This is a genomic window from Nisaea sp. (assembly GCF_039990255.1).
In the GTDB taxonomy this organism is placed as follows: Bacteria; Pseudomonadota; Alphaproteobacteria; order Thalassobaculales; family Thalassobaculaceae; genus Nisaea.
Genome location: NZ_JBDXGG010000022.1, coordinates 240141 through 253488 on the forward strand (window position 1 = coordinate 240141; position 13348 = coordinate 253488).

At 56.4% G+C, this 13348-nt stretch carries 9 protein-coding genes; 4 read left to right on the plus strand and 5 right to left on the minus strand.

What is annotated here, in order from left to right; translation table 11 throughout:
- Nucleotides 1-2: 2 nt before the first annotated feature.
- On the minus strand, nt 3-479 hold the full coding sequence (locus ABJ076_RS20460; RefSeq protein ID WP_348193204.1) for a VOC family protein: 477 nt from the start codon (nt 477-479) through the stop codon (nt 3-5).
- A gap of 290 nt (nt 480-769) precedes the next feature.
- Between ABJ076_RS20460 and ABJ076_RS20465 the strand changes: the two genes are divergently transcribed.
- Nucleotides 770-3958: a response regulator gene (locus ABJ076_RS20465; RefSeq protein WP_348193207.1), complete on the plus strand. Its 3189-nt coding sequence runs from the start codon at nt 770-772 to the stop codon at nt 3956-3958.
- Here ABJ076_RS20465 and ABJ076_RS20470 read toward each other — a convergent pair.
- Nucleotides 3955-4737, minus strand: a complete 783-nt coding sequence (locus ABJ076_RS20470) for a DUF2189 domain-containing protein (protein WP_348193209.1) — start codon at nt 4735-4737, stop codon at nt 3955-3957. The two genes, ABJ076_RS20465 and ABJ076_RS20470, sit on opposite strands and share 4 nt — an antisense overlap.
- Before the next feature lie 284 nt (nt 4738-5021).
- Between ABJ076_RS20470 and ABJ076_RS20475 the strand changes: the two genes are divergently transcribed.
- The 3 genes from ABJ076_RS20475 to ABJ076_RS20485 all read left to right on the plus strand — a co-directional run bounded on the left by ABJ076_RS20475 (nt 5022) and on the right by ABJ076_RS20485 (nt 9731).
- On the plus strand, nt 5022-6182 hold the full coding sequence (locus ABJ076_RS20475; RefSeq protein ID WP_348193212.1) for a TAXI family TRAP transporter solute-binding subunit: 1161 nt from the start codon (nt 5022-5024) through the stop codon (nt 6180-6182).
- Between the two features lie 94 nt (nt 6183-6276).
- The gene (locus tag ABJ076_RS20480) at nt 6277-8280 is read left to right on the plus strand and encodes a TRAP transporter fused permease subunit (RefSeq protein WP_348193215.1); all 2004 of its coding nucleotides are present in this window, start codon (nt 6277-6279) and stop codon (nt 8278-8280) included.
- Nucleotides 8281-8675: 395 nt separating this feature from the next.
- Nucleotides 8676-9731 (plus strand): dipeptidase, encoded by a 1056-nt coding sequence (locus ABJ076_RS20485; RefSeq protein WP_348193218.1) that lies wholly within the window; start codon nt 8676-8678, stop codon nt 9729-9731.
- A gap of 75 nt (nt 9732-9806) precedes the next feature.
- Here ABJ076_RS20485 and ABJ076_RS20490 read toward each other — a convergent pair whose 3' ends face one another.
- The 3 genes from ABJ076_RS20490 to ABJ076_RS20500 form a co-directional block, all read right to left on the minus strand.
- Nucleotides 9807-10016: a cold-shock protein gene (locus ABJ076_RS20490; RefSeq protein WP_348193221.1), complete on the minus strand. Its 210-nt coding sequence runs from the start codon at nt 10014-10016 to the stop codon at nt 9807-9809.
- A 77-nt stretch (nt 10017-10093) separates the two neighbouring features.
- Nucleotides 10094-11509 (minus strand): DEAD/DEAH box helicase, encoded by a 1416-nt coding sequence (locus ABJ076_RS20495; protein WP_348193223.1) that lies wholly within the window; start codon nt 11507-11509, stop codon nt 10094-10096.
- Between the two features lie 254 nt (nt 11510-11763).
- The gene (locus tag ABJ076_RS20500) at nt 11764-13317 is read right to left on the minus strand and encodes an AMP-binding protein (protein WP_348193225.1); all 1554 of its coding nucleotides are present in this window, start codon (nt 13315-13317) and stop codon (nt 11764-11766) included.
- Nucleotides 13318-13348 lie beyond the last annotated feature (31 nt).

Sequence of the window (13348 nt, forward strand, 5' to 3'; positions counted from 1 at the left end):
TTTCAGGCCTTCTGGGCCTGCCAGTCTTTCAACGTTGCATGAGCATGCTCCGTGCTCGCCATTGCTTCGTCATGGCCTTCGCGCTTGGCCGTCAATTCAATTACATAGCCGTTCGGGTCGCGGAAATAGATTGAATCGATGAAGCCGTGGTCGGCGACGCCGCGGGTATCGATTCCCGCGTCCTTGCCCTTCTGGTGCATTGTTTTCAGATCGTCTGGCGAGACTTCCAGCGCGATGTGCAGATCGAAATCATGCTGCTCCTTGAACTCGAAAGGCCGGTCGGGGGCTTCGAAGAAGGCAAGGGCCGAGCCGTCATCCATCTGATAAAAAGAATGCAACGTGCCGGTCGCCCGTCCGCTCTTGGTTTCCTTGATCTCGAAGGCATGGACCAGCGGCAATCCCAGGAAGTCCTCATAGAAAGCTCGGGTTTCTTCAGAATCCCGGCACCGGTAGGCGTTGTGGTGAAGTCCTTTGATCATTGCATCCTCCCGATCTTTACAAAGGGCTGTTGATTGCCCGGACTATAATATCTGTCTTTGATGGATAGATTTCGACGGTTCGTCCCTGAACAAACCGTTCTCTCTGTAAAACAATAGCTGTCGTCGCTTCTGGGGCACAGAATTTAACCTGATGCTAAGGAACGACGACTTATTCTTTCAGACAGAGCTGGAAGCCGTTTTGTTCTGATCATTCGGTATTGAGCATACCAATTGGCTGAAGAATTTTTCGCTTCTCGGAACTGGCAAATATTCGAGAGAAAGACCCTTCCTTGGCAGGCGACGAACTTGATAGAGAGAGGGCGCGTCTTGAGGCGTTCGCTGACGTCTCGAACGGCTGGTTCTGGGAGACGGACGAACACCATCGTTTCATCTATATGTCGCGCTCTGTGGAGCGGCTAGCTGGCAATCCGCCGGAATGGCACTATGGAAAGTCCCGTGTAGAAGTCGGTGGCCAATATGTCCGTCCAGAGATCTGGCAGGCTCATCTTGACGATTTAGCCGCCAGGCGACCATTTGACAGTTTTATCTTTCACAGGCCGACCTCTTACGGCGAGCTCTGGATGCGGACGAGTGGTGCTCCACGTTTCAATGCTGATGGACATTTCGTCGGTTATAGTGGCTTTGCATCGAATATTACCGCCGAGATTATGGTCCGCCGTGAGGCGGGGCTTCTCAAAGAGGCCATCCAGCAGATAACTGAGCCCTTTGTCTTGTGGGGGCCGGATGAACGCCTCGTCTTCTGCAATAACGCTTATGTCAATCTGAATAAGAGTTTTGCATCTCTGTTGGTGCCGGGAGTTTTAATCGAGGATGTTCTTCGCGCCGTTGCCTATCAAGGGCATGTAATGGATGCGATCGGGCGGGAAGAAGAGTGGATCGTCCAGAGGCTTGAAACGTATAGGTTGCCTGAACACTCTCATTATCTGGAGATGTCGGGCGATCGTCATATGATGGTTCATCAGCAGAGGCTCTCTAATGACGCTGTCGCATGGTTCGGCCTGGATATTTCACAGCTGAAGCAGGCCGAGCGCCGGGCGGAGGTGGCTCATAGGCAGTTGATTGAGGCGATCGAAGCGCTGCCTGACGGCTTCTGCCTGTATGATTCGGATGAACGCCTTGTGCTGTTCAACTCGCACTACGCAGCTTACCTTAAGGCGTTTGGCGTTGAGGGCAAAGTGGGGCTCCGATACCAGGACGCATTGCGCAAGGCGGCCCAATCTGGGCTGTTTGACGTTCCGGATGATGCCGAGGAAGAGTGGATCGAGACCAGATTGGCTTCGTACCGGTCGCCGGAGATCTTGCGGTATGATCGGCCATTCATGGGCGGGTGGACCCGTTTCATCCACAGTAAGACCAGTGATGGTGGTCGAGTCGGGCTGCGGATCGATATTTCCGAATTGAAGGAGCAGGAAGCCCAGCTGCGGCACGCCCGCGAGGTGGCTGAGATTGCGACCAGCGCCAAGTCGATGTTTCTCGCGAACATGAGTCATGAGCTTCGAACGCCCCTTAACGGAGTTATCGGGTTGAGCCGTTTACTCGCCGAAACGCCGCTTGATGAAAAACAGCGCGATTATATGGAGAAGATCGAGGCGTCATCCGAAAGCCTTCTGTCCATCGTCAAGGACGTTCTCGATTTCTCGAAAATCGAGGCCGGTGAAATGACCCTTGAGGTCGTTGATTTTGGCTTGAATATCGAACTCCGGCGCCTGAGTGACGTGATGTCGTCTCGGGCGGCTGAAAAAGGTCTGGGGTTCCGTATCGATATCGATCCGGACACGCCGATGAATCTCAAAGGAGACCCGGTCCGTATTGGTCAGATACTTTTGAACTTCCTCAGCAACGCCGTGAAGTTTACCGAACGGGGCGAGGTTGTCCTGTCTGTTGAAACCGAAGCCATCGCCAGCGGCAATGCAACTTTGCATTTCGCCGTGCTGGACACTGGTCTCGGGATGACCGATCAGCAGGCCGCAAGTATCTTCAATTCCTTCACTCAGGGGGATCCTTCGACCACGCGGCGTTTTGGTGGCACGGGACTCGGCCTTTCTATCAGCAAATCGCTCGCAGACCTCCTGGACGGAGAAATCTGGGTCGAGAGCATTCCAGGTAAAGGCAGTACGTTCCACCTTAGATTACAGCTCCCTATGGGAACGGCTTCCACTCCATACCAGATCAAGGCGTTTGAGAGTCTCGAGGGAAAACGCATTCTTGTGGCTGATAATAGTGAGACGGCACGGGTTCTGATGAAGGAAATGCTGTCCCGGATGGGCATCGATGCGGATGTTGTCGAAGGAGGGACGGAAGCGATAGCCGCAGCGGCTGTCGATGGGCCATTCGATGCCTATCTGATTGATTTCCAAATGCCTGATGTTGACGGTCTGATGGTGTGCCAGAGTATCTGCGAGGCTGCCAAATCGCATGGCGAAGATAAGCCGCGCATTCTGATTGTTTCGGCGGATGAGACTGACGCTCTGAAAAGTGCTGCACGTGAGGCTGGCGCTATGGGCGTAATGACAAAGCCGATAAATGCATCGGTCCTGTTCGATTCTGCAGCTCTGCTTTTCGGGGAAACGGATTTCGTAACCGGGAAAAACGGCCAGCCCGTTCCCCCCGAAGAATTAAGGGGCCTTCGGATCTTGTTGGTTGAGGACAATGAGATCAATCGGGAAGTTGCGCTAGCAATACTGGGCAAGGCTGGCATCAAAGTCACGCAAGCGGAGAATGGACTGGTAGCGTTGAATCTTCTGAGATCGGGGGGGCATGAGGCGTTTGATGCCGTTTTGATGGATATCCAAATGCCTGTCATGGACGGATATGCGGCCACGGAAATCATCCGGGAAGAGCCTGAATTCGACAGTTTGCCGATCATTGCAATGACCGCCAATGCAATGGCTAACGAAAGGGATAAGTGCTTCTCCGTTGGTATGCAGGACCATGTCACGAAGCCGATAGAAAACAAGAAACTGTTCGCCGCGCTCTGGAAGTGGTGCAACATTGGCGGTGTGGATTCGATGCCAGCTCCTGACTTGGGGAAGGAGCATTCCGGCGAACCGGCAAGTTCGGAAGAGGGTGCCGTGATCAAAGAAAACGATGTAAGCGCGCTGTCGTCTGCCGATCTTGCACAGCGCTACGCGCCGCTGGCCGAGATGATCGGCGATGCCTCCATGGTAGGCCGTTTCCTTGGCCAGTTCCGGGACAGCTTCTCGGATGCGCGTGCCGTCTTTGCCGGACATGTCGATGCTGGTGATAGCGAGAATGCAAGTCGCTACGCTCATCAGCTCAAGGGCGTTGCGGGCAATTTACGGCTAAATGACATCTTCGAGCAGTCGAAGCAGGTTGAGAGCTGTTTCAAGGATGCAGAGTCATCCACGGAGACATGTTCTGCCGCGCTGGAAGAACTGCTGAACCTGATCGATACTGAGATGCTCCTGATCGACCGGCATCTTGCTGAGAACGCTTAAGTCTCGAAAGAAATCAGCCTCTTGTACAAGTGCCAGGTCGCATGCCCGAGAACCGGTAGTGTGACCAGCAGGCCAAGGAAAGCCGGTAGCATCGACAGATAGAGGGTCAGTCCGATGACGGCGGCCCAGCCGATCATGATGATGGGACTCATCGTGACGGTTTTGAAACTGGTGATCATCGCGGTGATGAAATCATGTTCCTGCTCGAGTAACAGCGGGAATGAAATGACTGTGGCTGAAAACAGGATCAACGCAAGCACCGCTCCGAATATGTGTCCGAGGACAAGAAAGGCCAAGCCGTCATAGGTGGTCAGGATCACGGTCAGGAAACCGTCGAAACTTGTAAATGATTGAAAGCCAAGAAAAATCGCGAGAAGAACGCGGACCTGATACATCCACATGATGAGCATGAACATCGTTACGAAAGCCATCCAGCCGATCTCGCGCCGCCGTTGGGCGAAGATGACGTCGAGTACGTTTCTCCATTCCAGCTTCTGACCCGCGGATAGCCGACGGCTGACTTCGTAGAGCCCAACGGCGGCAAACGGTCCGATCAGGGAAAAGCCCACTGCGGTAGGGTAGGCAAGGTAAGACAGCCCCAAGGCCCAGGTCATGGCCAGGATGGCTATGCCGCCGAGAGCGAAGAAACCACCGAAGAACAATCCGAATCCAGGTGCCCTCAGAAAATCCTTCCAGCCATCGCTGAGTGCGGCTCTGAGGTCCGCAATCGTGCCGGCCCGAATTACTATTTTTGGCGGATAAACCGTTTCGGATGTCATGCTCGATCCTCCCAATATGTTTTTTCCGCTGATTCTAAGCCTTCCTGGGACTGAACGGAAGTGGCCGGGAGGTCACGATTATGCAGTGCTTGGATCTGTCTCGTTCGTGAATGTTGGGGCTTCGTTAACGCAATCGCTTGACCGCTTGCCAATTGCGGATATTTTGTTTGCGAAACGCAATTTCGCAAAAGTACGACGCGATCAATAAGTCGCACTTTGCAAAGGGGTCCGGACCGCAAGTCATCGCGAAACCGGGCCGCCAGGGAGCCTAAAGGAGGATTTTTATGGGCATTACTCTGCATTCATTCCGGCGTGCTGCGCTCGCCGGAGCTGCTTTCACCGTCGCTTTTGCCGGTACGGCCATGGCCGATGCCAAGCTGCCGAAGCAGTTGGCTTGGACGGCCTACGGCACCGGTACCGCCGGCTACAATCAGTCTGTCGCTATCGGTGGCGCGCTGAAAACCAAGCTCGGCGTCAACCTGCGTGTCCTGCCGGGCAAGAACGACGTTTCCCGGACCGAGCCGCTGCGCCAGAAGAAGGTCCAGTTTTCCGCGACCGGTGTCGGTGCCAGCTTCATGGCGCAGGAAGGTGCCTTTGACTTCGGCTCCAAGCGCTGGGGGCCGCAGCCTATCCGCGCGCTGATGATGAATAACGGCGCTATCGGCCTTGCCGTTGGCGTTGCCAATGACGTCGGTGTCAAGGAATACAAGGATCTGAAGGGCAAGCGCGTAGCTTGGGTCAAGGGTTCGCCGTCCCTGAACGTCAACACTGGGGCCTTTCTTGCCTTTGGCGGTCTGACCTGGGATGACGTCGAGAAGGTCGAGTTTGGCGGTTTTGGTGCGTCCTGGGCTGGCATGGTAAACGGTCAGGTCGATGCGGCGTTCGCGTCGACCAGCTCCGGCAAGGCGTATGAACTCGAAGCCAGCCCGCGGGGCTTGTTGTGGCCGCCGGTTCCGGCGAGCGATAAGGACGGCTGGACGCGCATGACCAAGATTGCGCCGTTCTTCCAGCCGACCAACGCAACCGTCGGCGCCACCATCAAGAAAGAAAGCCCGATTGCGACTGCCGCGTATCCGTACCCGGTTCTCGTGGCCTATCCGGAGCAGGACGAAGACCTCGTCTACAATATGACAAAGGCGATGGTTGAGCTGTTTGACGATTATGCTGGCAAGGCTCCGGGCATCAATGGCTGGGCGCTGGAAAAGCAGAACTTGCAATGGGTCGTGCCGTACCACAGCGGCGCCATCAAGTTCTACAAAGAGGTTGGCAAGTGGGGTGACGCCGAAGAGGCGCACAACAATGGTCTTCTGAAGCGTCAGGACGTTCTGCAGAAGGCTTGGGCTGATTTCCTCGCCAAGAATGTTGCCGAAGACGATTGGGCTAACGAATGGCGCACTGCTCGTCACGCGGCACTGAACGCTGCAGGTCTCGACGCAGTATTCTAAGTCCAACACTCTTCCTTCAACGTCAGGGGACGGCGCGTCAAGCGTCGTCCTCGGACCATTTCTGATGCAGCATTTTTGAGTTGAGGCGCTCCCCATGAGTGAGCAAGTTTCCCCGTCGTCCGGCATGGATAACGACAATGATGGCGATTCCGGAGGAAAGCAGCGTACACGCGCGCTGAGCGGCGTTGCAAAATGGGTTTTTATTCTTTTCACTGCGGCGGCTGTTTTGCTGTCCGTCAATCAACTCTTCAACTTGCAGTTCTTCGCCGGGGTCGTGATCCTGGAAGGCCGCTATCTTTTCCTGCTCGCGGGATTGTTCCTATCGCTCACATTCCTTTCGTTCCCACTGCGCGGTGAGGCGGGTACCTCAGTAGCCTGGTATGACTGGGGGCTGGCTGCGCTGGCTGCGGGTGTTTCCGGTTACTTCGCTTATACGGCGGACCTCAGCCTTGAAGAAGGATGGGAATATGCACCGCCGGAAACGGCGCGCTGGGTTTCCTTTCTGTTCTGGGTACTCATCATGGAGGCGACCCGGCGTGCCGGTGGCTTGGTGATCTTCCTGATCGTATTTGTCTTCTCGCTCTATCCGACCTTCGCGGATATCATGCCGGGCCCAATTTCGGGCTTTTCGCAACCTTTTGTCGACGTGATACCGTATCACATTATCTCTTCCGAGAGCTCTTTCGGCATTCCGATGCGTGCCTTCGGCAATCTGGTGATTGGCTTCATCATCTTCGGCGCGGCCCTGCAATATACGGGCGGCGGCGCGTTCTTTAACAACTTGGCTCTGGCGCTCGTCGGCAACCTGCGCGGCGGTGCGGCGAAGGTGGCCATCTTTGCTTCCGGTTTCATGGGCTCGCTCTCCGGCAGTGTTATCTCGAATGTGCTGACAACCGGCGCGATCTCGATCCCGGCGATGAAGAAGACAGGCTTCCCGGCGCGCTACGCGGCCGGCACGGAAGCCTGTGCCTCCACTGGCGGTGTTTTGATGCCGCCGGTCATGGGCACCACGGCCTTCGTCATGGCGTCCTTCCTGGGGCGGCCCTATCTCGAAATTGCGGCGGCCGCAGCAATTCCATCGCTGCTGTACTATTTCGGCCTGTTTATCCAGATCGATGCCTATGCGGCCCGCCATAATCTGAAAGGCATTCCGCGCGAACAGTTGCCGTCAATCTGGGAGACCATGAAAGAGGGCTGGTACTATCTCTTTGTCTTTGCCCTGCTGATCTTTCTGATGATGTTCCTGCGGCAGGAAACCTGGGCGCCGTTCTATGCGACAGCGCTGCTCCTGATAATCAATCAGATTTCGAAGAAGCACAGGTTCGACGTTAAGGGCTTCTTCAATCTGATCTACAGCATCGGACGCGGATTGACCGAATTGGTGGCGGTGCTGCTTGGTATTGGCCTGATTGTTGGCGCTTTCTCGGCGACCGGACTTGCCGGGACCTTGGTAAACGATCTGATCTTCATCGCCGGTGGCTCCGTTTTCATGCTGTTGATCATGGGGGCAATCACCAGCTTCATCTTCGGTATGGGGATGACGGTGACTGCTTGCTACATCTTCCTCGCCGTGGTGTTGGCGCCTGCTCTGGTGAAGGCTGGTCTGAACGAACTCGCCGTGCACCTCTTCATCCTCTATTGGGGCATGGTGTCCTACATCACGCCGCCGGTGGCTCTCGGTGCCTTTGCTGCGGCGACCATGGCCCGCACCAACGCTCTTGCCGCCGGTGTCGAAGCCATGCGGCTTGGCAGCATCATCTACTTCGTGCCGTTTTTCTTCGTGCTCAACCCGGCTTTGATCGGTGAGGGCGATACGGCGGAGGTGATCGTTGTTCTGGCAACCGCGCTGCTCGGTGTGTACCTCGTCGGTAGTGCTTTGCAGGGCTATATCGCGGGCTTTGGTACGATCGGTTCCGGGATGCTGCCGATGGCGGCACGCGGGCTTCTTTTGGTAGGCGGATTGTTCTTCGCCGCTCCGGGGGATGTGATTCCTGGATTGTCGCATCTGCACATGACGCTCATCGGAGGGACCCTGAGTGTTCCTGTTCTACTCTTTGCTCGGATGAACCGGCGGAGAGAGCAAGCGGCTATCGGATAGAGATCGGATTGGTGCGGCGGGGGACGGCTCTCAAGTGGAGCCGTCCTGCGGCGAAAGGCATAGTGTGTATGCTGGTATGCCATGCACTTCCGTTGCCATCCGCCGGCTGCCGCGCCGCCCGTTCTCTCTAGGTGAGTCGCGTAACGAAGTAATTGCTTTTGCATGACTTTCTGATGTCACTTCGTTTCGAATTCACGATAATTTCTGATGAATAACGGCGTTCCCTTAGAATCTTTGAACTGTTCTGGCTGAAACCGACTGGAAAAATATCCATTCGGACGCGATTATGCTGTCTCATATCTAGCGAACCTGATCGGCCGTCCATTCTCTGGACAAGGTGCCCGCAATATTCTGCCGACACGGTTATTCAACACGCCTGCCCTTGAGGAAGCGACATGCCTGCCGATCTTATTCCGGTTTTCGACGGTCACAATGATACGCTGCTGCGCCTGGTTCTGGCTGACGGCGGACGGACGGCGGAGAGATTCTTCGAAGAAGGCTCAACCGGCCATATAGATCTCCCCCGCGCCCGAAAGGGGGGCTTCTGCGGCGGTCTTTTTGCTATGTTCACGCCATCCAGGTTGCTGGATGACGAAACGCTGGACCTGTCTCCGGACGACCCGGCGAATTTCTCTCAAGTGTCGCAGGAAAACGCGGAGCCCTTTACCCGTAAGATGATCGACATGGCGCTCTCCATCGAGCGTCTGTCCGACGGCGAAGTTGTTATCGCGCATTCGGCTACCGAGGCCCGGCGGGCTATGGCGGAGGGTAAGCTGGCGATCATCCTTCATATCGAGGGGGTGGAATGTCTCAGCCCTGATCTATCCAACCTGGATGAACTCTATCATGTGGGATTACGATCACTCGGTCCGGTCTGGAGTCGGAAAAATGCGTTCGCTGATGGAGTGCCGATGGATTTTCCAGGATCACCGGATACTGGAAGCGGGCTGACGGAAGCGGGCAGGGAGTTGATCCGCGCGTGCAATATGATGGGGATCATGGTGGATCTCTCGCATATCACTGAAAAAGGCTTTTGGGATATTGCGAAACTCTCGACCAAGCCCTTAGTTGCGTCCCATTCGAACGCGCATTCGATCTGCCAGTCTCCGCGAAATCTGACAGACAAGCAATTGGAAGCGGTCCGCGCAAGCCATGGGCTTGTGGGTATCAATTTCCATGTCGGGTTCTTGCGGCCAGACGGCGCCAAGGATGAACGTACGGGGCTGGACCAGATCGTCGCGCATACGGACCATCTGTTGGAAAAGCTTGGGGAAGACGGTGTTGCGTTCGGCTCTGATTTTGATGGGTGTACGGTGCCCGCTGCGATCGGCGATGTTGCTGGCATGCCTCGGCTGATAGAGAGATATCGGCAGGCAGGGTATGGCGAAACACTGATCCGCAAGATTGCGGCGGAGAATTGGCTCTCTCTTTTGGAACGGACCGGCCTTTAGGGGACGCGGCCGCTGGCAAAAGAGGCCGGAGAGGTCATCCCGAACCCCCAGAAGGGTTCGGGATGAGAATGTCGATCAGTCGACTTTCAGATTAGCGGCAAATGACCGGCCACGACGGCTATCTTCTTCAAGATCGAAGGTGATCTTGGTTCCGTCAGGGAGCCCGTCCAAACCAGCGGTCTGAAGAGCAGTGATGTGAACGAACACATCTGCGCCGCCATCGTCCGGCTTAATGAATCCGTAGCCCTTCGTGGTGTTGAACCACTTAACTGTCCCTGTCGCCATTTTCATCTCCATATTAAATCAATGCCAGTTTCATAGCCGTCCCGATGCCCCGGTCCGGCTAAGAATCGAACGCCAGCCTACGCTGCTTCCTGGCGTTTCGATTGCTTGCGCCGGAGAGTGTTTTCACCCCCACCGCCATTCGGTTTCCGATGCGGAGCCTTCGGCTTGTTGCCGGGCTTCTGCGGACGACGATCCGGCTTTTCGCCAGAACCGTTGCCATTACCGCCACCGTTGCCGTCTTTCTTTGCGAAAGACTGGCCGCCGCGCCGCTTCTGACCCCGGCCTTTGCCAGGCCCGTTCGGGCGTTGGCCGCGGCGGTTTCCACCGTCATTCGCGTGTTGCCGCTCAGGGGCCGTCCCACCGATTACTTCGATCCGCTGACCCGTAAGGCGTTCGATATCGAGCAAATAAGCGAATTCTTCCGGATCGCAAAGTGACAGAGCTGCCCCTTCGGTCCCTGCTCGTGCCGTGCGACCAATCCGATGCACATAGCTTTCCGGCTCGTTCGGCAGCTCGAAGTTGATTACGTGGGTGACGTCGCTGACATCGATCCCGCGTGCGGCGATATCTGTTGCAACAAGCGCCCGGCAAGCTCCGTTACGGAACCTTTGAAGGGCACGCTGGCGCGCGCTCTGGGTTTTGTTACCGTGCAGCGCTTCGGATTCGATTCCGGAAGCGGTGAGCATCTTCGCAACCCGGTCGGCCTTGTGCTTTGTCCGGGTGAAAATGATGACTCTGTTGAAGTCGGGATTCGACAGGATCTCAAGCAAGAGACCCTGCTTGGAAGATGACTGAACGTGATGCACGGTCTGGTGAATCCGCTCGACGGTCAGCTGTTCAGGCGTCACTTCCACACGGGCCGGCTCTTTCAACAGGAACTGAGCCAGCTGTTCGACTTTGGGCGGCATAGTGGCGGAGAACAACAGGCTCTGCCGGGACGCCGGGATCATTTTCGCAATCTTACGCACGTCATGGATAAAGCCCATGTCGAGCATGCGGTCGGCTTCGTCGAGCACGAGGTGCGAGACCTGATCAAGGAGAAGGCAGTGGCGGTTCACAAGATCCAGCAACCGGCCCGGTGTCGCAATAAGGATGTCCACTCCGCCGCTGAGAGCAGCCTTCTGCGGGCCAAAGGCAACACCGCCGACCACAACGACCTTCTTCAGGCGAAGGTGCCGGGTGTAGGTTGAGATGTTCTCGCCGATTTGAACCGCGAGCTCACGGGTTGGGGCGAGAATTAGAACTCGAGCGGTTTTCGGGGGTGTCTTGCGGCGTCCGGCTTTGTCGGACTCGGCAAGCTGGTGCAATATAGGCAGCGAGAATGCTGCCGTTTTACCCGTTCCGGTCTGGGCGATCGCGAGCAGGTCGCGGCGGTCCAGAAGCAGGGGGATCGATTGCTGTTGGATTGGAGTTGGGGTTTCGTATCCGGCTTCCGTCAGGGAACGCAGGATGGGCTCGCACAAGGCGAGTTCTGAAAAAGTCTTATTAGTCACAGAGTCATTTGGTCCATTGCGACATAGCGCTATCATGTCCGGAGACGATAGACAGGGCCTAGCCTTTAGCCCGTCTTCCACGCGCACCTGGAGCAAACGGAGATTTATCCAATTTCAGGGTAACAGAAAGTCCTAGTCGGACCGTCGCGCGATTACCCCGCTTGGCGATATGAGTGATGGTTAAAATGAAAGAAGTCAAGAAATTGATTGCGCAATGCAGCAATGCGCGGGACGTCGGAGACGTCCCGGAATGACTATGCAGAACTGATGATATCCGCCTGTTGTTTCAGCTCTGCCTTAAGGATTTTTCCCGTTGCAGTCGCAGGAAGAGCTTGCATGAAGACGTAGTGGCTGGGGCATTTATAGGGTGCGAGATTAGCCCTCATATGGGCTTCCAATGCGTCTTTCTCGATTTTCCGCCCGGCAATCGTCTGCACAAAAGCGACGACTTCCTCGTTATCATCCGCCACGCGGCCGACAACAGCTGACAATGCTATATCGGGGTGCTGGGCTAGGACGCCTTCTACCTCGGCTGGATAGACGTTGAAGCCTGATCGGATGATCAGCTCCTTCAGACGGCCGACAACATAAAGATTGCCGTTTGCATCCGTACGCCCGAGGTCCCCGGATTTGAACCAGCCGTCAGATGTGATGACCTGAGCTGTCTGCTCGGGATCGCGGTAATAGCCCTTCATCACGTTGGGGCCACGGATCCAGATTTCGCCAACTTCGTCGATCTGCTTGGGCTGGCCTGTATCCCGGTCCGCTATTCTGAATTCAACGCCGGGAATTGCCGGGCCGACGGTTTCGTCTTTTGCAGGTGCATGCATGCGAGTGGTGGTTACGGTCGGTGCGGTTTCGGTCAGCCCGTAACCGTTATGCAGAGGTTGCTTCCACATGGCTTCGACATTGGCCTTGATCGCAAGGTCGAGCGGTGCGCCTCCGGCGGAGAGATAGCGTAGTTTCGGGGCGGGTAGGGGGGCACCGTTCCTGGCCGAGAGCTCCAGCAGGTGCGCATACATGGCTGGAACGCCCTGGAAAATGGTGACGCCATCTTCGGCGAGAGCGCGGGCAGCATCTTTCGGCGCGAATCTTGAGACGGTGTGCAGATGTCCTCCATGGGCAAGGGTGCCCAGGAAGACCGAGGCCAGCCCGAACACATGCGATGTCGGCAGGACGCCATAGGCGAAGTCTTTCGGTCCTATGGCGCGGATGCTGCCGGAGATTTCGGCGATGAACATCAGATTGTCATGAGTCAGCATGACGCCCTTGGGCTGTCCGGTCGTACCCGATGTATAGATCAGTGCTGCAACCTGGTCCGTCCCGTCCCGGCCGAGCGGTTCGGCCTCGGCGGCGTCGTTTAGCGGTGCGATCCGGACGCCGGTCAGGGGTTCCATATCAAACGGTATGGCCCCGGCTGCGGTTGCATGGGCTACAGCGTCCGGCGAGACGCCGGTGGTGAAAAGCGTGGTTCGGGCGCCCGCATGCTCAGCGATCTTGCGAATCTCGTTGCCGGTCATGCGGGCATTGATCAGCACGGTCCAGGCGCCGATGCGGGAGAGCGCGAAGATGAGCACCTGGAGAGCGGCTGCGTTCTCGTTGACCAGCAGGACCCGATCACCGCCACGGACGCCATAGTGCCTCAGTGCGTCGGCAGCCTTGTCGACAGCCTGTTTCAGACTGCGTCCGTCGAGCGCGATTTCAGCATCGCTCAGGAGAATGCGGTCGGCGGCGTCCTCAGCTCTGCGGTCGATGATCGCATGAAGATACGAGCCCTTGGAAAAGCTGCGCTGGTAACTCTCTGTCATTTTTGGTCCGTCCGGTCGGCAGGTAAGCTGG